We start from the raw sequence: 20,575 nt of genomic DNA on the forward strand, positions 1-20,575 counted from the left end.
CAGCCGGCTTCGACGGACTCCACCCGTCCGCCCTGGCCGCAGACGAACACTGGCGGGTACCCGAACCCCGGCGCCTGCCGGGGTCGTTCCCGACTGTCCTCGATCCGGAGCTGCCGCCGCATCGGCGACCTCCCCAGGGGGAGGGGATGCAGGTGGTCACTTCTGCCCACCCATGGCGGCGTTCGCCTGGCCGAGGACCCGCCCGATCCCGGACGTCCCGCATCCCTGACCGTCAAGAACGGCCGCCGAGCAGTGCGGGCGCGTCCTCGGGCGGGCGTTGCCGCGACGTCCCTCAGCAGACGAAAGGGGCGGGTGCGGCCCCCCGGCCGCACCCGCCCGGTCCAGTGGGACCCCCAGCGGCACTCAGCCCTTGGGCGCGTCCCCGACGTGGTCGGCGATGCCCTCCTGGAGGATCGCCGAGCTGTATTCATCGCCGGCGCCGTTGCCCGCTTGCGGGCCGCCTGCGGGCGCGGCGCCGCCCGGGGCGGGGGAGGGGAGGTCCTTGAGCTTCATCTCGTGCACGCCGAGGAACGCGCCGGTCCTCGAGTCGAAGACCAACGACACCCGCAGGCCGCCGCCGACGTCATGGGCCAGAGCGACCCCGTGTCGCCCGGCCGCGTCCACGTCGTCGGCGAGCACAACGGTGCCCGGGATCTGCGCGGCCGCCTCCATCAGGGCGGCTGCCACGGGCGGGGGCGCCATGATGTTCTGGAAGATCATCTGGACGTGCGAGAACGCCGCCTGGGGGCGCAGCGCGTCCGTCATGGCCGGCGCCGCGTAGTGGGTGTCGTCGTAGAGCAGCCGGTGCAGGAGCTGCTGCGGATCGGTGGGCAGGGCGGCGACGAACTCGTACGTCGGCACGTCGAAGCTCGCCACCGTCGGCGCGCCCTGCGCCGCCCCCAGCGTGGGCGGCCACTGGTTGCGGCCATCGGGGTCTCCCGCCCCGGTCATGGTCGGGTCCACGATCAGGCCGCTGAGCCGGCCGTTCACGGAGAGCCAACTCTTGCGCTCGTGCCTGGAGGTGTTCGCCCCCTCCTGGATCTCCCAGCGGTAGGTGAACTGCCCGGCCGTGACCTGTGGCGCGGGCCGGCCGCGCAGGGCGCTCACGGCCCGGCTCAGCAGCCCGGCAGCGTCGGTCGGCTCCGGGGTGGGCGCCGCTGACCGCGTGGGCGCGGCGGACACGGACGGCAGCGGGGCGGCAGGGACTGGGCGGTTCGTATGCCGTCCGGGCACGACCAGGGTGACGGCTGCCACCGCGGCGACCGCCAGCGGCGGGGCGACCAACCAGACCACCTTCCGTCGCGGCCGCGGCGCCCGCTCCTGCCTGGCGATCTCACTCATCAGATGCTCCTTCAACAGTCGGTGGCGGTCGGCGCGGAGCATCTCTGGTGCGTCGTTCATCGGATGTCCTCCTGTACCGACCGGGCCGCTACGAGGCGGCCGTCCCTTACCTCGCCGGAGGCGACCGCGGCCTCCCGACCCATCGCCAGCTCCTTCTCGGTGAGCGAGCGCAGACGTGTACGGGCCCGCGAGAGCCGCGAGCGTACGGTGCCGATCGGAACACCGAGGGCCTCGGCGGCGGACGCGTAGTCGAGCCCGCCCCACACGCACAACCGGAACACCTCCCGCTCCGTGCGCCGCAGGCCGGCCAGGGCGCGCTGCGCCGCGGCCAGTTGGGCGCCGTCGTCCAGTCGGGTCACCACCTCCTCGGTGAAGTCCGCCACGGCCTCCCGCTCGGGCAGCCGCGCCATCGCGGCGCGGTGGCGCCGAGCGGCCCGCGCGGTGTTGCGCAGGACGTTGGTCGCGATCCCGAACAGCCAGGGCCGCAGCCCCTCACCCTCCTCGTGGAGACTGCCGCGCAGCCGCCACGCCTCCAGGAAGGTCAGCGAGACCGCGTCCTCCGCGGCCGCCCAGCCCCCCAGCGTGCGCAGCGCATAGCGGTGCAAAGCCTGTGCGTGCTCGTCGAAGAGCTCCCCGAGCACAGCCTGGTCCCCGGCGCGCAGTCGCGCCCGTTGTGATTGATCCACACCACTACCTGTCCGCTCTCCCCGACCAGTTCCCGTGAGCCACGTCACAGCATGGGAGCGACACTCCGGCGCGCCGCCGCCGAGAGAGAGGGCGGGGCACCGCCTCGCGGTTCAGGTGCAGGCGGCGGCGAACGCCGCGCAGCCCGGCGGGGTCGTGCGGGGATCTGATGTTTTCTCAGTGTCCCAGGATCTCGCGCGCCACCCGGCGCCGGGCCGGTTCGAGCTCGGTCTCGATCGCCGCCCACTGCACCGACTGCGCCGTGACGGCGGCGGGCTGCTGGGGGCGTTCGGCGTGCAGCCGGACCCGCAGGTGTGTGGGCGGGTGCGAGACGTCGACGGCGGTCATCTCCCGGTCGCTGAGCCGTCGGCGGCGTTCCCGCTCACCGGCCGGCACCGAGTCCAGGTACTCGCGCAGCCCGGTCCAGAGCTCCTCCTCCACGTCGCCTGCCTTGGCGAGCCCGTGGTGCCCGCCGGCCGCGCGCCGCTGTCGCAGCCTTGCCGTGGCGACCTCGGCGAGCGAGAGCTTGTCGAGCATCGCGCCGGCTGCCGAGGCGGACCCGACCCGGGCGGCCATCTCATCGGCCAGGTACTCGGCCTGCTGGCTGCTGAGCTGCGTGAGGCGGTTCAGCACGGTCCAGCACAACCGGACGGGCAGCGCGCAGATCTGGAGCAGGAAGGTGACCAACTCGTCCATCATCCGGGTGCGGGCGCTGCGCACCCGCCAGGCGTCCCCGCGGTGCGGCATCAGCACCTGGTGCAACTCGGCGAGCGAGTTCAGGGCCAGCCCGAGCCAGAGGCCGCGCCGGACGTCCCCGTTGCTGCCGTGGCCGAGCTCGTGCCCGAGCAGCGCGATCCGCTCCTGCGGGGTCAGCGCGGTCCACAGCGGCATCCCCACGGTGAGCTGGACGCGCCGGCGCACCCCCAGCCGGCCGTAGGAGGCGTTGTAGCCACCGTTCACCCGGATCCGGTCCGGTCGGCGGGTGCCCAGCTCGTCGGCGATCCGGTCGGCCAGCGCGTAGAGCTGTGGCGCCCCGGCGCGCGGGAGCGCCAGGGCGTCCGCCTTCCAGCGCCCGAACCGGGGCCGCAGCAGGTAGGCCAGCCCGAGGCCGGTCGCACCGGCCAGCTTGAGCACCAGGTAGCCCTTGAGCAGCAGCCACGCCGAACCGACCACGATCGCCAGGGTCCACGCATGGACGAAGGCCGCGAGCACCAGGGCGCCGATCCAGGCCAGGCTCCAGCGACGCTGCCCCGTGGGCGCACCGAGGAGCCCGGCGTAGAGCCGTTCGACTCGCGCCCGGTCACGCGTGCGGCGGTAGCGCCTCCAGCGACCGCGCGGTTCGCTCGCGCCGAGGTTCCACTCACAGTCAGGGCACCAGTCGACGAATCTGGGGTCGGCGTCGATCGGTGCGGCGCAGTCGGGACAGGACCGGGTTGAGGCAGTGACAGTCACGACGCATGATCATGCCCGACCCCGGCTCACCACCGCGCCTTCGGACTGCGAGCAGCCCCAGGGCCCCTGCCACCACCATCGCGACGTGCTGGTCTTCGGCTGCCGGGCGTGAGCCGCGGGTTGACTGGCGGCCGTGTCCGCCTGGCCTGCCTGCTGGATCCCCATGACGGCCTTGCCGGTTGGCTTGTTCATGACCCAGAACGCCATGTGATGAGGCATGATCACAGCGTGAGTACGTGGTGGGTGGGGCGCAGGGACGAACTGCTGGCGCAACTGGCGGCCGCGGTGGTGTTCTTCGGCGCGCGACCGGTCGAGGACCCCGGCGTCGGCGAACTCGCGGACACCACCGCGGCCCTGGCGGGGGAGTACCGCACCAGCCACCGCAGCCACGAGGTCCGCCGGGCCGGTGACCTGCTGGAGCGGGCCGCCAGCGAACTGCGCACCGCGGACCGCTTCCGCGGCACACTCCTGCCCGTCGTCAACCGCCACCTTCGCCGTGCCGCCTCCCTCCTGGCGCAGGCCCGGGACTGCCTGCAGACGGCGGCCGGGCCCGCGGGGAGGGCAACACCCCCGTGCCGGGACGACTTCGTGCAAGCCTCGCGCGTCACGCCCCACCCGGGCCCGCCGTAGTCCTGACGGCTGCTCACCAGCGCGCCGCCCACCTCACCCGTACCGGCTGGCTGCCGCGCCACGGTGAGGGCCGTGCTCGGTGCCTTCGCCGTCCCTGTCCGTGATCTGCCCGCCTACAGCCGCACCTGAAGGGCACGATCGAGGCGCTGAACGACGCAGTGGAGGAGATGTTCCTCCTCTCCCTTCCGCGCTGCGCCCACCGTCAGAGGCTCACCGGCGGGCGGCTCGCCGATCCGGACGCGCCGCCGCTGACGTTCGCCGCCTTCGTCTGGGCTGCTCCTGGACTGGGTCGGCTGGTGGAACACCGAGCACCGCCCGGCCGATTTGGGTCGCCTCACCCCGACCGCAGCGTGGATGGCCGATCCGACGCCGCTGCGCGACGTCCCGCTCGGCGCCGGCAGGTCCACGTATCGCCCGGCGGTGGGCCGCGGCGTCAGCCGTGTGCCCGGATGGGGGAGCGCTCGGCCTTGGCGTCTACGAGGACGCTGTGCCGGTCGTCGTCACCGCCTTGGAGTTGGCCACGGTCGGGCCGACGGCGCGCACAAGCCTCTCTCGCAGCAGGAGCACCTTGATCCCTGCGAGCTTCTCCTGGATCATCCCCTCGACCCGCTGCGCGATCAGATGCGCAGCTGCCGCGTTGAGTTCGGGGACCTCGATGCAGATCGGGTCGGCGACGTAGCGGCCGTCCACCGTTGCGATGTCCATCTCTGCGAGGAAGCCGGCGGGACTTCGCCTGATGGTCAGGCCTGTGTCGACCGACTCGACGTCGCTGCCCTGGCGCATGAGCGAGATGTGCGCCCAGGGCAGGTAGTTCGGGGTGCTCCGGTGAGACACGGTGGCGGTTGTCGAGGGCATGCTCGCAGCCAGTTGCCCTGCGGCGCGGGTGCAGATGGACCTGAGTTCTTCCAGTAGCGGCTCGATCGCGGGTGGATCGCTCATGCTCAGGACTCCTTCTGTGCCGCTGCCGGGTACCGCAGCCGACGCTACCGGTGGGGCGCCAGCGGTGTAAGGGCGGCCCCGGGGTGGGCAGCGATGAGGCGTTCCGGCCGAACCAGTGCTACCGCTGCCGGCCGCCCGGCCGACCTGGCTGGCGGCAGCGCGGTCTCGGCCTCTACGGTGCGCCGGTGGGTGCTGGAGGTGATCGACTGCTGGCCGCACGCTCCCCCCGCGCCTGGACCGCGCGCTGGCGAAGGTGGCCAAGGACAGCGGGTGAGTGGTCCTGCTGGACGGCATGCTGATCCGCACCCGGCGGCGCACCGGGCGGGCGAACCGGAGGAACTACTCGGGCAAGCACAGGGCGCACGGCCTGCTGTTCCTCGCCCTGGCCGATGCGAAAGGGCGGCTGCTGTGGATCTCCTCGGCCCGCCGCGGCGCTTGCAGCGAGATCACGGTCGCCCGCTACGAGAAGCTGTGCGCGCGGCTGCGGGAGTTTCAGCTGGGAGCGGTGGCCGGCCTGGGGTTCGTCGGCCTGGACGATGGCTCCGAAGAGCTGCCGGCGGTCATCACGGGCTTCAAGGCGGGCGGCGGCAAGCGCCTGTCCTCCCCGAAGAAGGTCGTGAACCGGCTGATCAGTAGCCTGCGGACGCCGGTCGAGCACGGCTTCGCGAGCCTGAAGACCTTCCGGATCCTGACCAAGGTGCGCATGCACCCGCGGCATGCGACCGCGCTGGTGCGGGCCCTGCTGGTGCTCACCCGCCAGCAGGTGGCGCGGTGACGGATGGTCTCCCCGTGACGATCACCGTGATGAGCTGGACGAGCACCCCAACCACTCTTCACGCCAGGACGGTTGACCTGCACGAATCGCGATGAACTTCCTCACTGGGTGGCGGCGGAGCGTTCGTCGTGGTCGGGGAGGGAGAGGGCGGTGCGGGCGGCGGCTTCGGCGGCCTCGGGGGAGTGGGCGGAGACGGTGGCCACCAGTTGGTCGAGCGGCGTGGTGGCGTCCCTCGTGGCAGCCGTCCAGACCAGCTGGTCGGCGCGGAGTTCCGTCAGCAGGGCGGCCACCTGGGTCTGGGCGGTGGCCGGCCAGGTCTGCACCTCCAGGCCGGCCTTGGCCAGGCTGATGCTGTCCGAGGTCTGCTGGATCCAGGTGCGGTAGGCCTCGTCGTCCGTCTGCGGGTCGCCTGTGGGCTTTGCCCACGGCGTGCTGTCCAGCGGGGCGAGGTTCTGCAGGAACTGCTGCTGGACCGGGGTCAGGTTGGTCGCGTCGCGCCGCAGCGGACTGCCGTAGCTTCCGACGGCTATGTCCTTGAGGTAGCAGATCCCGGTGCGCCCGCCGGCCAGCCAGCTGACCTCGTCGCTGGGGTAGAGGAAGGTGGACATGACGAAGACCGGGCGTGCCCACGGGTCGGTGACGTAGGCCGCCTCGCTGCCCTGGCAGGCCGTCATGGTCTCCCGCTGGGCGGTCGCGGCGCCCGGAAAGGCGCCGTTGCCCAGGGCGGGCCGGGCCGAGACCTCGCCATTGTGCTCGCCCTTACAGGGCACTGGCACGATGCGACCCGGCTGGGCGGGGGAGTTGTCGAAGCAGTCGCCGACCTTGAGCGACCAGGCGACGGACGGCCTGCCGTTCACGGCGGTCGGGTGCTGGAGGCCGTGCACGAAGCCGTGCACGAAGGCGCCGCCGAACGCGATGCTCACCAGCAGGCCCAGGAGCCCGAGGACGATGCCGGTCACAGCCAGCCCGCGGCCGCGCTGCTTCCGCTTGCGGAGCTGGACCAGCGCGCCGATCCCCAGGCCCAGGCCGAGCGGCCACAGACAGCACGTCAGGCCGGTGACCAGCGCGCCGATCGCCAGACCGTTGGTGCCCGCGTGCCACTGCGGCTCGGCGAACCCCGGTGGCAACTGGCCGCCGTAGCCGCCGGGTTCAGGCGGAGCCCAGGGCGAGGCAGAGAAGGCGGGCGAGGGCGGCGAGGGTGGTGCCCAGATGTCCTGCTGCTCGGTGCGGTCATCGGTCATGTCTGCGTCTGCCCCCGTGGTCTGCCTGGCATAGCTGCCCGACGCGCACCCGGATATGGCGGACGCGTGTTCGATCAAGGATGGACTTTAGCGGACCCTGCAGACGGACCTTCACCCCGCGTTGCCCAGGTGGGCCAGTGCGATCACGGCGATCCGGGGACAGGTAGCGCCCGGCCGGGGTTCGGGGGATCCAGCCGCGCTCGGCCAGCCTGCGCAACTTCCCGCGCACCAGCTCCACCTTCGCCTCCAGCAGATCCAGCCCCAGCTCGCGGGCCACGTCCTTGGCCTGCAACGGGCCACCGCCGCCCGCGACGACCTCCATGATCGCCCGATAAGTAGTGTTCGCAGAGCTGGTCGGCGAGGTCCTCGATGGCTAGTTCCTGCTCGCCCGCGTCCCACGTTGACAACGAGTCGGCCGCCGGTACGGCCGGCTCGAGCAGGCCCGACAGCCGCAGGAACTCGGAGCGATGGGTCGTCCGGGGGTCGTCACAGCGGTCATTGCATCAAAGACCTGCCGAGTGCCGCCAGGACGGCCTGCGGCGCGGTGGTGGTGGGGTCAGGTGAAAAGGTCGGGGTGTGGGCAGGTCTCCAGGGGGCTGCCGGGGCGGTCTGCCCAGTTCCACCAGACGTGGCGCTGGGGGCAGCCCCAGACACTGCGGCATGTGCGCTTGCCGTCGTCCTCCCGCCGGAAGAGGGCCATGGCGAGTCCCCGGAGGGGCTGTTGGCAGGTGGGGCAGGTCGGCGGGTTCTCTTCGCAGGACATGGCTGGGGACAGTACAGCCACGACCGGTCCGCTTGTGGTCGGCTGTGTGCGTAGCAGTGGTCGCATGCTGGGTCGCACCAGCTGTGGACGTTCGGCGCGAACCGCGCGAACGGCTCCGGTGGGTCGGGCGGCGTCGTGGTGTCGCCGTGGAGTGGGATGCCGGCTTTGGTGTCCGGGGTGTGGGCGAGCGTGGGGCTGGTCATCGTCCGGTGATCCAGGCGGCGCTGCCGAGGGCGCTGGCGAGGCTGCCCAGGATGGCGAAAAGGCGGTAGGGGACTCGTTCGATGATGAGGTGCAGGCAACCGGCGTGGAGCTCCAGGAAGTTCGGGGTGGCGCTGCGGGGCGTGCGTCGGTGTGTCATGTGGTCTCCGTTCGGTACGCTGCCCCTTGGTCTGGAACGTAGCTCCCTGTCCGGTGGCCCGACCGCCGTCGGTTCCCTGTCCGGCTGTCAGGCTGCTCTACCTGGCCAAGCTCCCCGAAAGCGCCCCCGCACTACCCAACACGCCCACGGACTAATCGGCTGCACCATCAAGCAGAACATGACCGGGGCCAGCTCCTCATCGACTGGACGGCTGTTGAGTTCATCGACGGCCCGGGCCCAGTCCTCTCTCGTGTACTTGTCTTCCTCTTGGAAGACGGTCATCAGCCGGGATGGGAACTCGTTCTTGCCGAACAAGATCTGCCGATCCCCCAGCCGCAGTCACCATCTGTCGCTCATCGACACCTCCGCCTCCATGTTCCCGCGTTGGTTGGGGTGTGACCGAGGTACGCGTCAAAGGGGCAACGAGATGATCTTGAAGCCCCGAGCGCTCGGCCCCCGTATTTCAGAGGGACACGCACACTGTTCTGCCAGCGGCAGAACACCGCCCGGACCGGGCTCGACGATCACTACAGTCCAGTCTCATGACGACGATTACGACGCGTACGGTCGAGTACCCGGCCGACGGTTTGACGATGATCGGGCACCTCGCGCTCCCGGCCGGTATCGACCGCCGACCCGCGGTGCTGCTCGGACCAGAGGGCATGGGGCTCAGCGACGTCGAGCGCCGCCGGGCCGATGCTCTCGCCGAGCTGGGATACGTAGCGCTGGCCTTCGACCTTCACGGCGGGCGCTATTTGGGCGACCCCGAGGAGATGCTGGCGCGTTGCATACCACTGCTCTCTGATCCCGACCGGATGCGGGGCATCGGCCATGCGGCGCTCGACGTGTTGCGCACCGAATCGCGGGCCGACCCCGACCGGATCGCCGCCATCGGCTACGGCACCGGAGGCGCCGTCGGGCTGGAACTCGGGCGCGACGGCGTCAACCTGCGCGCGATCGGGACAGTCAACGCACTGACCACGGGCCGACCGGGCGAGGCAGCGCGCATTCGCTGCCCGGTGTGGGCCGGCGTCGGGTCGGAAGACCCGATCATGCCGCCCGCACAGCGGAACGCGTTCACCGCCGAGATGCAGGCCGCAGGCGTCGACTGGCGCCTCGCGGTCTACGGCGGCGCCTTGCACGCCTTCCACCACCCACCGGTCGACCACCCCACGGTCCCCGGCGTCGGCTACCACCCACAGCACGCGCAGCGAGCCTGGCGCGACGTCGTCGACCTGCTCACCGAGTGCCTGCCCGTGACGGAAGATCTGCGGGCATGACCCAGGCAAACAGCCTGGCGCCAGGCCTGGTCCGCGTCGGGCACTCACAGTCCCCTCCCCTCAAGTCCCCATAGCAGAACCACATTCGGGCGGATGCCCGACGAGGGCAGCTCGCGGATGAAGCGGTTCAGCTGAACGTCGTAGCGCCCGTCGGCGTCGAGGATGAACGGGAGCCCGTCGCCGGCATCGGCCCGGCCGAGGATGGCAACCGCCGACTCGGGCTCAGGGATGTTGGCCAGCAGGGTGCGCGGGGTGGTGTAGAGGAACAACGAGGCGGCCCTTCACGGGAGACAGTGCGCCACACCCAACGACGGGGCGCTCACCTGCGACACTCACGAGCCGCCAAACATAAAGCCCGAAGCTCAGCACGCCCGTCCAGATGGGCCTGGCCACCGCCGTCACCTCCACAATCAGGTACGCCGCGTTTCATCCAATATGCGTCTTTCCGGCAGGGTCCGAGTCGACAGTGGAGCGTTCGGCCTACGAGCGCTTCGCCGCTGGCCGCTTCGCCGCGGCCAGGCGGCTCTCGCTCTCTTCGGCCCGCTGCCGGGCCTGCTCTGCCTGCTTGCGCAGCCCTGCTAATGCCGTGCGGGCCTCCCGCTCGGTCCTCTCCGCAGCGCGCTGCGCGAAGCGGGCCGCCTCCAGCGCGGCCTTGGCCCGCTCGACCTCCAGCGCGGCGTGGGCCGCCAGCTCGGCCAACGGCTCCAGGGCATCCTCGACCTCCGCTACGGCCCGCTCGGCCTGGGCCACCCCGCCGACGAGGCCGTCCCGCTCCACCTGCAGGTGGAGCACCTTCTTCGCCTGCTGTTCATCGGCGGCAGGCCGCTCTTCGCGGGCGGTGCCGGGGTGGCTCTGCTGCCGGGAACGGCGTGCCGCCTTGAGTGGCGCGCCGGAGGTCGGCGGCTGCGCGGCCGCGCCAAGGTCTGGAACGGCGCTCAGGGACGGGGCCGGATCGGGCAGGGAGGTGGGAGGATCCAGCGCGGTGGCCAGGCGTCCGGCGGTAAGTTGGTCGGTGGCCTGCTCGTTGGCGGCAGCCGCGGTCAGGGTACGCTCGACCGCTTCGCGCGCCTGGGCGCTGAGTGGCTGGCCGGCGTCCGCTGCGGCACGGGCCGCGAGGCGGGTCAGTTGCTCGAGCAGCTGGTGGCGCTGGGCGGTGAGCTGGCGCGGGGTGTCGGCGTCGAGAGCGGCCTGCGCGCGGCGCAGCGCGGTGCCGAGGTCGAGCAGTTCCTGGAGCAGCTGCGGCTGGCGGCGGCTGAGTTGGTTGACGGCCCAGGCGGGGGCGGCGGGGCGGCGGGGCGGCGCAGCGCGGCGATCCGGCGGGCAAGGTCCGGCTGCTGGTCGGTCTTGGCGTGGCGGGCGGCGGCGTCGCGGGCCGCGGTGAACTTGGATCACCGCCTCCCTTCCCTCGGGATCTCGCTGTCGCTCCGGCCCGGGGCCCGGTGTTGATCAGGTCAGTGGGGGAGCGTCGGGAGCCTTCTTCAGGAGCTGGGCGGGGTCGGTGTGGTCCGGGTCAAGCCATGCCTCGACATCGTCTTGGTTGATCGTCAGGGGCATGCGGTCGTGGACGCGGCCGACGTCCTCGCGGGCCTGGGTGGTGATGATCGTGGTGGTGGTCAGCCAGGCGAGCGGGTCGTCGTCGGGGCGGGTGGGGTCGTTCCGGGTGTGCGGTTCGATTCGATCAACGCCTCCAGCGCTCCCAGCGGGCCGGGGCGGGTGACCGCCTACGGCCTGCGGCCGTGTTCCGCGGCCTGACCTGCCTCGCGTCAGTCATCGGAGGCGCCCCGCCCGGGGCTTCGGTCGGTGACGGCGGGCGCGTCGTCCAGCGACTCGCTGTCGAGGAGCTCGAGAAGCTCGGCCACTGTACGGCCGGCCTCGACGGGGTGCCGCAACTTGGTGTGGGGCGTGATGTGGTAGCGGTTGCGCCGTCCTTCCCGTGTGTGGGTGAGGTAGCCGTCCGCCTCCAGGTCGGCAACGATCGTCTGTACGGCGCGCTCGGTCAGTTGACACGCCGCGGCGACGTCGCGCAGTCGGATGCCGGGATCCCTGGCGATCAATGAGAGCACCCTGGCGTGGTTGGTCAGGAAGGTCCACGCTCTACGGCTGCCGGTCCTCGTATCCATCTCCCTCATCATACGAGCGATGTTTCACGCGATCCAATACCTGCACAAATTTTCGCGTATTGCTTGACATGCTTTTTCGGCAGTCGGAGGATCGAGTGCGGAAGCCTTCTCTTGCGAGAGGAGCAGCTCATGTCCCCCCGCCCGCACCCCGCACGGCCGGCCACCGAAGACCGCTCAGCGTTCCCCTCGGGAGAATCGGCGCCGACGGCCCGGTTCGCTGTGTACGTCACACGGGTGGCCGCGGAGCGGGTCCTGGCCGAAGTGGTCGGCGAAGTCGACCACGACGGCGCGGACGAGCTCCGGCGGGCGCTGGCCATCGCGACCCGGGACACCGCCACCGTCCTCGAGCTGGACCTCACCGGGATGTCCTTCTGCGATTGCGCCGGCCTTAGCGCCCTGCTCCGGACCCGCGAGGACGCCGCTGCCGCAGGGTGCGTCGCGCTGGTGACGGCGATGACTCCGCAGCTGTGCAGACTGCTCGACATCACCGGCACCCGCGACGTGCTCACCGGCTCCCTCAGCGCCGCCGAGGCCCCGACCTGACCGCCGTCGAAGGGTGCAACGGCGGGCCGCCGGGCGCTCTCTCCTCCCGCCACCGATTCGCTCACCGACCCACAGGAGTTGGTTCTCATGGTTCCCCTGATTCTGGTCCTGCTGATCGCCCTGATCCTCGGCGGCGCCGGCTTCGCAGTCCACGTGCTGTGGTGGATCGCGCTCATCGTCCTGGTGCTGTGGCTCCTGGGCTTCGTCATGCGGGGCTCGTCCACCGGCGGGAGCCGCAACCGCTGGTACCGCTGGTGACACCGCGCCGTGCCCCGCTCCCCACACCCCCACCCGACGGCGGCAGGCGCAGGACACCGTCCCCAGGCCGGCACCGTCCGGCGGGGCTCCCGTGCTGACCTTCGGCGTCGAGGAGGAGTACCTGCTCCTAGGGCCTGTTCTGAGTTCAGATCACGGTTTGGTGGTTCGCCGACGCCGGACGGTCTCGGCCCGGTAGAACGGCGGTGTGACGCGTGGTGGTCTGAGCGATGCCGAATGGGAGTTGGTGGAGCCGCTCCTGCCGCTGGGCGAGCGTGGGCCGATCCCCGACCTGCGCCGACAGCTCGATGCGGTGATGTGGAGGTTTCGGACCGGGAGTCCATGGCGGGACGTCCCTGAGCGCTACGGATCCTGGTCGACCGTCTACGGCCGGTTCCAGATCTGGGCGACCACGGGGACCTTCCAGGCGCTGATGGAGGGGATGATCGCCGAGGCCGCAGCCCGTGGACAGGTCGATCTCAGCCTGGTCAGCGTGGACTCCACGGTCGCCCGCGCGCACCACCACGCGGCCGGGATGGTCGTCGACCCGGAGTTGCTGCAGGATCTGGAGAAGGCCGCCACGAAGGAAAAGGGGCTCCACAAAAGGGGCAAACCGATCCAGTAGTGGCGGCGCCCGGCCCGGCCGGCGAGACGGACGACGCGACTCGCGAGGAACGCCGTCGTGTCCGCCGTCGCCGCAAGGCCCGGCTCCGCGCGGCCGAGCTGGGACGCTCGCGCGGCGGGCTGACCACCAAGACCCACCTCGCGGCCGAACGCCAATGTCGGCCGCTGTCCTTCGTGCTCACGCCTGGGCAGGCCGCCGACAGCCCCCGCTTCATCCCGGTCATCGAGCGGATCAAGGTCCGCGTTCCGGTGGGCCGGCCCCGCACCCGCCCGGACGCGATCGCTGGCGACAAGGCGTACTCCTCCCGCGCCAACCGCGCCTACCTGCGCCGACGCCGGATCAAGGCCGTCATCCCGGAGAAGGTCGACCAGGCCGCCAACCGCAGGAAGAAGGGCTCGCGCGGCGGCCGTCCCGTCACGCACGACGCCGACCTCTACAAGGACCGCAACACCGTCGAGCGCTGTATCAACAAGATCAAGGAGTGGCGCGGTCTGGCCACCCGCTATGACAAGACCCCCGACAGCTACCTCGCCGGACTCCACCTACGCGGCGCCGTCATCTGGCTCCGCAGCCTACGGCCCGCCACATGATCTGAACTCAGAACAGGCCCTAGTTGGAACCTGGCCACGAGAGCTGCAACCAATGCGGCCGGCGCCGACTAGATGATCGATTCCAAGGGCTCAGTGGTCGTACGCAGTCAGTGTGCGCATGACCGGCTGACCAGTGTGGTCGTTGTGCCAGATCGCGGCGGTGAGCGCGAGGATGCGCTGGAGAACGCGGACGGCCACGCCGCCAGGGGTGCGGCCGCGGTGTCGTTCGAGGTCGAGTTGGCCCTTGAAGGTCTCGTTGATCGACTCGATGACCTGCCGCAGCGGCTTGAAGAGCTGTGATCCGGGCCGCTCGGCCTCGCCCTTGCGGGCGGGCCGCAGTAGCCGCATGCCGAGCTTGGCCAGTTGCTGTTCGAACTCGTGGCCGAAGTAGTTCTTGTCGCCGATCAGTGTCTGGCCATGGCGCTCGGCGGTGAGCTGGGGCTCGACCGCGAGCAGGTCCAGCAGGGTTTCGCGCTCGTCGGCCTTGGCGCCGGTCAGCGCGAAGGCGACGGGCAGGCCGTGCAGGGTGCAGACGAGGTGCAGCCGCAGTCCCCAGAAGTAGCGGCTGTGGCTGGCGCAGTAACCGTACTGGGCCCATCCGGCCAGGTCGGAGCGTTTGACGGTCTCGCGGGAACGACCGCATTCCACCGGGGTGGAGTCCACAACCCACACGTCGTCGCTCCACAGTGTGGTGTCACGGGCCAGCGTGCGGGTGACGCGGCGGATGAGGTCGGCGGCCTTGCGTAGCCGCTTGTTATAGCCGGGCTGCTGGGGCAGATAGGGGAACAGGTGCCGCATGTTGACGCGGGCGTGCCGCAGCCAGCGGGCCTCGGAGGTGAAGCCGAGCATCGCCTGCATCATCGCCAAGGTCACCAGCTCCGCGTCGCTGAGCCGCGGCGCGATGCCCACCACGGGCCGGCAGGGGGCGAGGTACGGTGATTCCTTCAGCAAGTCGTCGGTCTTGACGTAGAGTGCGGTCGGGAGGGAGTCCAAGTCTGTCTTCACGGCCGCGCAGAGGAACTACGCGTCGCTTCCGTGATTCTGACTCGTTGATCTGGTATGGGCATACCGGAGGGCACGCGGGAGTTGCTGGCGGCGAAGTTCCAGGCGGTGTTCCCGCATCTGGATGAGCGTCAACGCCGTTTGATGATGGGTGCGGAAGCACGGTCGCTGGGCCACGGCGGGATCCGCGTGGTTGCCAGGGCAGCCGGAGTACGCGAGGGGACGGTCTCGCAGGGAGCCGCCGAACTGGAGCGTGGTGACCCGCCGTTGGGGCGGGTCCGACGTCCCGGCGGCGGACGCAAGCGCGCAGCAGACATCGATCCGGACCTGCGTCCCGCTCTGCTGGCGCTGGTCGAACCCGATCTGCGGGGCGACCCGATGTCGCCGTTGCGGTGGACCACCAAGTCGACGCGGTACCTGGCCGCAGAGCTGACCGGCCAGGGGCACCGTGTGAGCGCGGATACCGTCGGTGACCTGCTGCGGGAGGAGGGCTTCAGCCTGCAAGGCAACTCCCGGGTGTTGGAGGGCGCGAGTCACCCGGACCGAGACGCCCAGTTCCGCTACATCAACGACCAGGTCAAGACCTACCAGGCGAGTTGGGACCCGGTGGTATCGGTGGACGCGAAGAAGAAGGAGGTGCGACACGATGCTGCACGAGACGAGCGAATGCGCTGGTCAGAGGCCCGACGACTGAGGTCGGCAGCGTAGTTCCTGGCCAGTGCTCAAGGCCAGTCCCCACCCCGACGTGCGTTGCCGGTAACGGCTCGGTGCGGAGCTCGGGGGAGAAGCCCAAGGGCCCGCGTTCCATCCGCAGGCCACAGGCAAGGGGAAGACCGGACGGGTGAACGCGAGTGAACCCCCGATGATGCTTCGTGATTTTCGGCTCCGCAGGTGGGACGTTCCAGCGGGGTGCAGGACTGGCCGTTGAGAAGCGGCAGGTGCCGGTTGGGGATTCCTTACCAGCCGGGAGAGCATCGCCGTCCCGGAGTAAAGGGGGCACCCAACCCGGTCGCATCTCGCTCGCGTGGAACGTGGTAACCCCGATGGGGTCCGGAGACACCGTCTCCGGTAAGCCGACCGCAAGGAAGGCCCAACTCCCCAGCGGGAACAGGATGATCCAAGAAGCCAACGCCGGCGGCCGAAAGGCAGCAGGAAACCGGGACTGGTGGCCGGCGCCTCCGCTGGCCGTCCCGAACAACTGGCCGGATACGGGCAACTGCCCGGACCCGAAAGGGTGCTGACGTGGATCAGGTGGGCCTGTGAGGACCCGATGACTTCAACGCTCGAACCGAAGGACAAGTTGGACACCATGGCGACACCGATAGCCGCGGCGGACTCCGCCGTGGTCCACCGGGCTGCGGTGAACGGACCGGAGGGCGACCCCACCGACTGGTTGTCGATCGACTGGCAGGCGGCGGAGGGGGAAGTACGGCGGCTGAGGCAGAGGATCTTCACGGCGTCGCAGGCAGGGGACCTCAAACGGGTCCGCAATCTGCAGAAGTTGATGCTCCGTTCCCGCTCCAACACGCTCATGAGCGTGCGGCGGGTCACGGAGGTCAACGCTGGCCGCAAGACGGCGGGCATCGACGGGATGGTCGTGCTGCTGCCCCAGGGCAAGGCCGAATTGGCCGACTGGATGCAGCACAGGGCCGCTCCGTGGAAGGCTCGACCGGTCAGGAGGGTGTTCATACCGAAGGCGAACGGACGTCAAAGGCCGCTAGGAATTCCCGTGATCTTGGACCGCTGTCTTCAGGCTGCGGTCCTCGGTGCACTCGAACCCGAGTGGGAGGCACGGTTCGAGCCGCGATCCTATGGATTTCGGCCCGGCCGTGGCTGTCAGGACGCGATCCAGGCCATCTTCCAGGCCGCGAAGGGCAAGACGCCCAAGCGGCAGTGGGTTCTGGACGCCGACCTGGCAGCGGCATTCGACCGGATCGACCATGATCGGCTTCTGGGTCTGCTCGGACAGTTCCCCGGACGGGGACTGGTCGAGCAGTGGCTCAAGGCCGGGGTGATCGACCAGGGAAGATTCGCCCCGACGGTGGAGGGGACCCCGCAAGGCGGGATCGTTTCACCGCTCTTGATGAACGTGGCCCTTCATGGGATGGAGGGGGCGGCCGGGGTCCGCTATCGGCAGACCGGCGCTCATGCCGGTGAGACCGAGGCGGGCTCGCCGATCTTGATCAGATACGCCGACGACCTGGTCGCGCTCTGCCACAGCCGTGACGAGGCCGAGCAGGTCAAGGCGCGGCTCGCCGCGTGGCTGGCGCCCGGGGGCCTGGCCTTCAACGAGGACAAGACGCGCATAGCGCACCTCGACGATGGCTTCGACTTCCTGGGGTTCAACGTCCGCCGCTACCACGGCACGCTGCTGATCAAGCCGAGCAAGGATGCCCTGCAACGGATACGGGACCGGCTCTCCGCCGAGGTGGTGAACCTGCGAGGGATCAACGCCCGCAGCGGTGATCGCCAAACTCAACCCGATCATCCGGGGCTGGGCCGCCTACTACCGGGGCGTGGTGTCCAGCGAGGCGTTCGCCTCCCTGGACTTCCACATGTGGAAGCTCACCTACAAGTGGGCCAAGCACAGCCACCCGAAGAAGTCGAAGCGCTGGGTGGCGTCCCGATATTTCGGACGGTTCAACCGCTCCAGGCAGGACCGGTGGGTGTTCGGGGACCGGGAGACCGGTTCCTATCTCACCAAGTTCGCCTGGACCAGGATTGTCCGGCACCAGATGGTTCCGGGCCGGGCGTCGGTCGACGACCCGGCTCTGAGCGAGTACTGGGCCGCGCGACGGAGCAAGAGGAAACCCCCGCTGAGTGCGAGCGGGCTGCGACTGCTGCAGAAGCAGCACGGCCGCTGTCCGCTCTGCGACGGGCTCCTCCTGCACACCGACCGCGAGCCGCAGAGCCCAGCGGAATGGGAGCAGTGGCTCAAGGTGACCCGGCAGGCGGTCCGCAAGAACGCGATCACCGCCGACCCGGGCCGCAGCACACCGGACAACCCCGCCCACCTCCGCCTGATCCACACCCACTGCCACCGCTGGCGCGGTGCCAACACCGGCAGCCGGACAGCACTGCAACCTGCCAGCAGCCCTCCGGGGCCTGCTTGAGCCGTGTGCTCGGACGACGGGCACGCACGGTTCTGAGGGGGGTGCGGCCGCAGCAATGCGCCGCACCTACCCGACCAGATCGGCGAGTACCACATGGCCGGTCAGGAGTGGCAGCGCAAGGGGAAACCGGTCAAGGTCCGCTCGCACGACTTCCTGGAGCAAGACGGCGTAGGCCAGGTCATTCCCTACGGCGTCTATGACCTGGCCGCGAACACTGGCTGGGTCAGCGTGGGAAGCGACCACAACACCGCCGCGTTCGCGGTCGCCACAATCCGCCGCTGGTGGGACGCTGCCGGCCGGGACACCTACCCGCAAGCGGGCCGTCTACTGATCACGGCGGACGCGGGCGGTTCCAACGGCTACCGCACCCGCACGTGGAAACTCGAGCTGGCGCGGCTGGCGACCCAGACTGGCTTGGAGGTCACAGTCTGTCACTTTCCGCCCGGGACATCGAAATGGAACCGGATCGAGCACCGTCTGTTCTCGCACATCACCATGAACTGGCGCGGTCGCCCGCTCACCAGCCACGAGGTCGTAGTGAACACCATCGCCGCGACCACCACGCGCACCGGGCTGAAAGTCCTGGCCGAACTGGACCCCGGCACCTACCCCACCGGCGTACGTGTCAGTGACGCCCAACTGCAGGCGCTACCCCTCCACGGCCACGACTGGCACAGCAACTGGAACTACACTGTGCTGCCCCAGGAATTCGCGCAGGTCATCACGCCGGTGAAGAAGTCGTTCGACCAGGTAAGTCCCGAGCACGCTTGGTTGTGCCATCCGCTGGTGACCGGCCTGGAACCCGCCGAGTGGGCCGCGCTGATCCGGGCCTTCGGGGCATTGCACGAAGACCAACGCGAAGCCGCTTTGCAGTACCGCCGGGGCAGTGACCGCAAGAACGCGCGAGCCGCCGACGCCGGACGACCGCCCACGTTCACACTGGTAGATCGACTCCTCGCCGCATTCCTCCACGATCGCCTAGGACTGCCTTATGCCGACCTGGCCGAACTGTTCGGCGTTCACTGCAAAAGCATCGGAAAACGCGTTCGACAGGCCCGCAAAATCCTGGACCTTCTCGGCCGCTGCCCCCCACCAGCTGACGAGCGACCCCTCTCCCTCAGGGACCTCCGCAGGCTGGCCACTGAAAGCGAACCGTCCGCCAATCAGCAGATCATTAAGGCGAGTTGATTATCTGCAGGCCCCACACACTGACGTTGGACTCCCTCGTTCCGTGCGCGCAGGTGGTCTGTGAATTCCCACCCACGGTAGGGGATGCGTCCGGACGTCGACCGAGGTCAGGTGCCGGGCTCACAGGCCGAGCGGCACCGGTCTGGCCGGAACCCCGCTGGTGATCAGCGCTGCCAACGGTGTGGCCAGGTCACGCGGTGAGAACAAGTCTGAACCGCGGTAGTCGGCGATGTCGGGTAGCCGCCACCAGCGAAAACCGTCGATGTTTTCGGTGGCAAGCTCGTCGTCGGACATCGCGCCGCGGGGGTGGAACGATTCGGTGCACACAAGGAAGTAGTCATTGATCACACCGTCATAGCCCACCGCGTGTCCAGGGTCGATGACCTCCTGGTGCCAGACATGCGGCGGATCGGCGTCAATGGCGAGCCCTACCTCTTCGCGTAGTTCCCGGCGCAGGGCGGCAAGGACGGATTCGCCAGGCTCTACGCCTCCACCGGGCGCTGCCCACACGACGATCGGGCCGGTCGGCTTAGGAATGACGAACCGACACAGCAGGATGCGGTCGCCCTCGTCGAGAACGACCGCACGGACCGAGCGACGCAGATGCACCAAAGCCATCCGCGCATGCTATCCACCTGCCCACGGTCAGAACGATCCCTTGGAATCGATCATCTAGGCTCACCTTCATGTCCGAGCCAGCCCATGACCCTCGCATGCAGTCCTTGATCAACCACCTCCAGCCGGGGGCCCTGAGAACGGTGAAGGTCACCGGGTTCGACGGAGCGGACGTCCTGGTGCAGCTCGTAGATGCCGAAGGAGGGGAGACCGAGATCGGTCGGATTCCTCGGCAGGAAGCGTCGATGCGTCGGATAGAGCACCCATCCGAGCTGTTTGAGATCGGCCAGGAGATCAACGCCGAGGAGATCGGGCGTTGGCGCGAAGGTCAGCTTCACCTCTCCGCCAGGGCGTGCGAGATTCCGGCCTTGCGGTCCTTCCTCCTCGCGTTTGAACGAGGGCAGGTCGTCGCTGGGACGGTCTCCGAGGTTCACAACTTCGGGGTCTTCGTTAACGTCGATGGTGAACCGGAAGGCCTGTGCACTGGCTTCATCCGGGTGCCGGACCTGACGTGGGGCTGGATCAACCACCCCTCCGAGGCAGTCGAAGCCGGCCAGCGGATCACCGCTGAGGTGATCATCGCCGAGACGCGCTCCGGACAGGTCACGCTCTCGTTGAAGGCTCTGCAGGAAGATCCACTCATTCGGTTTGCGGATCAGGCCGGCCAGGTTCTCACCGGGCCGATCACCAAGATCGTTCCTTTTGGCGTGTTCGTGCAGCTTGCTCCCGACGTTGTGGGGTTCCTGCACCTCTCAGAGCTGACTGACGAGCCGGTCGAGACCCCGGATCAGCTTGTCGATGAGGGCGAGCTGATCACGGTGAAGGTCGCCGAGGTCGACCTCCAACGTCACCGGGTGCGGCTGGGCGCCGCTGGTGGAGCGGACAGAACCTAGCGAACTGGTGCCAACAAGAGTGTCAACTCGCGGTTGGTTGCAAGAAGCGTGACCACTTGGTGCCAACAAGCTTGTCCCACTGACCAGAAACCACCAGCTCGCCGCACCTCACCGGTTCCAACTTCCGTGTCCCGGCTCAGCGGTTTGCGAATGCGGAGCGCGACA

Annotated in this window: 20 protein-coding genes and 3 pseudogenes; 11 read left to right on the forward strand and 12 right to left on the reverse strand. The window is 69.6% G+C overall.

All coding sequences use genetic code 11. The features are described from left to right. Positions 1-363: 363 nt before the first annotated feature. The 3 genes from P3T34_RS39350 to P3T34_RS39360 form a co-directional block, all read right to left on the reverse strand. The gene (locus P3T34_RS39350) at positions 364-1,401 is read right to left on the reverse strand and encodes a CU044_5270 family protein (protein ID WP_280671608.1); all 1,038 of its coding nucleotides are present in this window, start codon (positions 1,399-1,401) and stop codon (positions 364-366) included. Beyond that, a complete protein-coding gene (locus P3T34_RS39355; RefSeq protein ID WP_280671611.1) occupies positions 1,398-2,027 on the reverse strand; it encodes an RNA polymerase sigma factor in 630 nt (209 codons plus the stop codon). Before P3T34_RS39355 ends, P3T34_RS39350 begins: the two co-directional genes overlap by 4 nt. A 175-nt stretch (positions 2,028-2,202) precedes the next feature. Then, positions 2,203-3,477: a M48 family metallopeptidase gene (locus P3T34_RS39360; protein WP_280671612.1), complete on the reverse strand. Its 1,275-nt coding sequence runs from the start codon at positions 3,475-3,477 to the stop codon at positions 2,203-2,205. Positions 3,478-3,705: 228 nt separating this feature from the next. Here P3T34_RS39360 and P3T34_RS39365 point away from each other — a divergent pair, with 228 nt between their 5' ends. Beyond that, positions 3,706-4,107: a hypothetical protein gene (locus tag P3T34_RS39365; protein WP_280671614.1), complete on the forward strand. Its 402-nt coding sequence runs from the start codon at positions 3,706-3,708 to the stop codon at positions 4,105-4,107. Between the two features lie 474 nt (positions 4,108-4,581). Here the strand turns inward: P3T34_RS39365 and P3T34_RS39370 are convergent, their stop codons facing one another. After that, the gene (locus tag P3T34_RS39370; protein ID WP_280671616.1) at positions 4,582-5,046 is read right to left on the reverse strand and encodes a hypothetical protein; all 465 of its coding nucleotides are present in this window, start codon (positions 5,044-5,046) and stop codon (positions 4,582-4,584) included. A gap of 274 nt (positions 5,047-5,320) precedes the next feature. Here P3T34_RS39370 and P3T34_RS39375 point away from each other — a divergent pair, with 274 nt between their 5' ends. Then, positions 5,321-5,821: a transposase family protein gene (locus P3T34_RS39375; protein ID WP_280671618.1), complete on the forward strand. Its 501-nt coding sequence runs from the start codon at positions 5,321-5,323 to the stop codon at positions 5,819-5,821. Positions 5,822-5,922: 101 nt separating this feature from the next. Here the strand turns inward: P3T34_RS39375 and P3T34_RS39380 are convergent, their stop codons facing one another. Then, entirely contained in the window at positions 5,923-7,062 is a 1,140-nt protein-coding gene (locus P3T34_RS39380; protein ID WP_280671620.1) for a DUF4190 domain-containing protein, read from the reverse strand. A gap of 962 nt (positions 7,063-8,024) precedes the next feature. Next, positions 8,025-8,186: a hypothetical protein gene (locus P3T34_RS39385; protein WP_280671622.1), complete on the reverse strand. Its 162-nt coding sequence runs from the start codon at positions 8,184-8,186 to the stop codon at positions 8,025-8,027. A 542-nt stretch (positions 8,187-8,728) separates the two neighbouring features. Between P3T34_RS39385 and P3T34_RS39390 the strand changes: the two genes are divergently transcribed. Continuing rightward, complete coding sequence (locus tag P3T34_RS39390; RefSeq protein ID WP_280671624.1) at positions 8,729-9,466, forward strand: dienelactone hydrolase family protein; 738 nt, start codon at positions 8,729-8,731, stop codon at positions 9,464-9,466. A 44-nt stretch (positions 9,467-9,510) separates the two neighbouring features. On the opposite strand, the gene P3T34_RS39395 is transcribed toward P3T34_RS39390, so the two are convergent. The 4 genes from P3T34_RS39395 to P3T34_RS39410 all read right to left on the reverse strand — a co-directional run bounded on the left by P3T34_RS39395 (position 9,511) and on the right by P3T34_RS39410 (position 11,586). Beyond that, a complete protein-coding gene (locus P3T34_RS39395) occupies positions 9,511-9,735 on the reverse strand; it encodes a hypothetical protein (RefSeq protein ID WP_280671626.1) in 225 nt (74 codons plus the stop codon). 211 nt (positions 9,736-9,946) lie between these two features. After that, positions 9,947-10,858, reverse strand: a complete 912-nt coding sequence (locus P3T34_RS39400) for a hypothetical protein (protein ID WP_280671628.1) — start codon at positions 10,856-10,858, stop codon at positions 9,947-9,949. A gap of 54 nt (positions 10,859-10,912) precedes the next feature. Continuing rightward, on the reverse strand, positions 10,913-11,233 hold the full coding sequence (locus P3T34_RS39405; RefSeq protein WP_348534768.1) for an SOS response-associated peptidase family protein: 321 nt from the start codon (positions 11,231-11,233) through the stop codon (positions 10,913-10,915). After that, positions 11,230-11,586, reverse strand: coding sequence for a winged helix-turn-helix domain-containing protein (locus P3T34_RS39410; RefSeq protein ID WP_280671630.1), 357 nt, complete (start codon positions 11,584-11,586; stop codon positions 11,230-11,232). The genes P3T34_RS39405 and P3T34_RS39410 overlap by 4 nt, the downstream gene beginning before the upstream one ends. Positions 11,587-11,715: 129 nt before the next feature. On the opposite strand from P3T34_RS39410, the gene P3T34_RS39415 reads away from it, so the two are divergent. The 3 genes and pseudogenes from P3T34_RS39415 to P3T34_RS39425 all read left to right on the forward strand — a co-directional run bounded on the left by P3T34_RS39415 (position 11,716) and on the right by P3T34_RS39425 (position 13,599). Continuing rightward, positions 11,716-12,129 carry an STAS domain-containing protein gene (locus P3T34_RS39415; protein ID WP_280671632.1) on the forward strand — a complete coding sequence of 138 codons (414 nt, stop codon included), beginning with the start codon at positions 11,716-11,718 and terminating at the stop codon, positions 12,127-12,129. Between the two features lie 87 nt (positions 12,130-12,216). After that, positions 12,217-12,387: a hydrophobic protein gene (locus P3T34_RS39420; protein WP_280671634.1), complete on the forward strand. Its 171-nt coding sequence runs from the start codon at positions 12,217-12,219 to the stop codon at positions 12,385-12,387. 205 nt (positions 12,388-12,592) lie between these two features. Continuing rightward, a pseudogene (locus tag P3T34_RS39425) lies at positions 12,593-13,599 on the forward strand (IS5 family transposase). 90 nt (positions 13,600-13,689) lie between these two features. Here P3T34_RS39425 and P3T34_RS39430 read toward each other — a convergent pair. Then, the gene (locus tag P3T34_RS39430) at positions 13,690-14,604 is read right to left on the reverse strand and encodes an IS982 family transposase (protein WP_280671636.1); all 915 of its coding nucleotides are present in this window, start codon (positions 14,602-14,604) and stop codon (positions 13,690-13,692) included. A gap of 54 nt (positions 14,605-14,658) precedes the next feature. Here P3T34_RS39430 and P3T34_RS39435 point away from each other — a divergent pair, with 54 nt between their 5' ends. The 4 genes and pseudogenes from P3T34_RS39435 to P3T34_RS39445 all read left to right on the forward strand — a co-directional run. Further along, positions 14,659-15,309, forward strand: a complete 651-nt coding sequence (locus tag P3T34_RS39435) for an ISAzo13 family transposase (protein ID WP_280671638.1) — start codon at positions 14,659-14,661, stop codon at positions 15,307-15,309. Positions 15,310-15,910: 601 nt separating this feature from the next. Then, a pseudogene (locus P3T34_RS40035) lies at positions 15,911-16,891 on the forward strand (reverse transcriptase domain-containing protein); the annotation flags it as partial. A gap of 172 nt (positions 16,892-17,063) precedes the next feature. Next, complete coding sequence (locus P3T34_RS40040; RefSeq protein ID WP_348534746.1) at positions 17,064-17,714, forward strand: group II intron maturase-specific domain-containing protein; 651 nt, start codon at positions 17,064-17,066, stop codon at positions 17,712-17,714. A 72-nt stretch (positions 17,715-17,786) separates the two neighbouring features. Beyond that, a pseudogene (locus P3T34_RS39445) lies at positions 17,787-18,902 on the forward strand (ISAzo13 family transposase); the annotation flags it as partial. 120 nt (positions 18,903-19,022) lie between these two features. On the opposite strand, the gene P3T34_RS39450 reads toward P3T34_RS39445, so the two are convergent. Then, positions 19,023-19,520 carry an NUDIX domain-containing protein gene (locus P3T34_RS39450; protein ID WP_280671640.1) on the reverse strand — a complete coding sequence of 166 codons (498 nt, stop codon included), beginning with the start codon at positions 19,518-19,520 and terminating at the stop codon, positions 19,023-19,025. Positions 19,521-19,588: 68 nt separating this feature from the next. Between P3T34_RS39450 and P3T34_RS39455 the strand changes: the two genes are divergently transcribed. After that, the gene (locus tag P3T34_RS39455) at positions 19,589-20,410 is read left to right on the forward strand and encodes a S1 RNA-binding domain-containing protein (protein WP_280671642.1); all 822 of its coding nucleotides are present in this window, start codon (positions 19,589-19,591) and stop codon (positions 20,408-20,410) included. The last annotated feature ends 165 nt before the right edge of the window (positions 20,411-20,575 follow it).

Source organism: Kitasatospora sp. MAP12-44 (genome assembly GCF_029892095.1).
In the GTDB taxonomy this organism is placed as follows: Bacteria; Actinomycetota; Actinomycetes; order Streptomycetales; family Streptomycetaceae; genus Kitasatospora.

What these genes read in the sequence shown, in the direction of transcription:
- P3T34_RS39350 (WP_280671608.1), bottom strand. Translation starts at nt 1,401, where the DNA reads ATGAACGACGCACCAGAGATGCTCCGCGCCGACCGCCACCGACTGTTG.
- P3T34_RS39370 (WP_280671616.1), bottom strand. Translation starts at nt 5,046, where the DNA reads ATGAGCGATCCACCCGCGATCGAGCCGCTACTGGAAGAACTCAGGTCC.
- P3T34_RS39380 (WP_280671620.1), bottom strand. Translation starts at nt 7,062, where the DNA reads ATGACCGATGACCGCACCGAGCAGCAGGACATCTGGGCACCACCCTCG.
- P3T34_RS39385 (WP_280671622.1), bottom strand. Translation starts at nt 8,186, where the DNA reads ATGACACACCGACGCACGCCCCGCAGCGCCACCCCGAACTTCCTGGAG.
- P3T34_RS39390 (WP_280671624.1), top strand. Translation starts at nt 8,729, where the DNA reads ATGACGACGATTACGACGCGTACGGTCGAGTACCCGGCCGACGGTTTG.
- P3T34_RS39410 (WP_280671630.1), bottom strand. Translation starts at nt 11,586, where the DNA reads ATGGATACGAGGACCGGCAGCCGTAGAGCGTGGACCTTCCTGACCAAC.
- P3T34_RS39415 (WP_280671632.1), top strand. Translation starts at nt 11,716, where the DNA reads ATGTCCCCCCGCCCGCACCCCGCACGGCCGGCCACCGAAGACCGCTCA.
- P3T34_RS39420 (WP_280671634.1), top strand. Translation starts at nt 12,217, where the DNA reads ATGGTTCCCCTGATTCTGGTCCTGCTGATCGCCCTGATCCTCGGCGGC.
- P3T34_RS39435 (WP_280671638.1), top strand. Translation starts at nt 14,659, where the DNA reads ATGGGCATACCGGAGGGCACGCGGGAGTTGCTGGCGGCGAAGTTCCAG.
- P3T34_RS39450 (WP_280671640.1), bottom strand. Translation starts at nt 19,520, where the DNA reads ATGGCTTTGGTGCATCTGCGTCGCTCGGTCCGTGCGGTCGTTCTCGAC.
- P3T34_RS39455 (WP_280671642.1), top strand. Translation starts at nt 19,589, where the DNA reads ATGTCCGAGCCAGCCCATGACCCTCGCATGCAGTCCTTGATCAACCAC.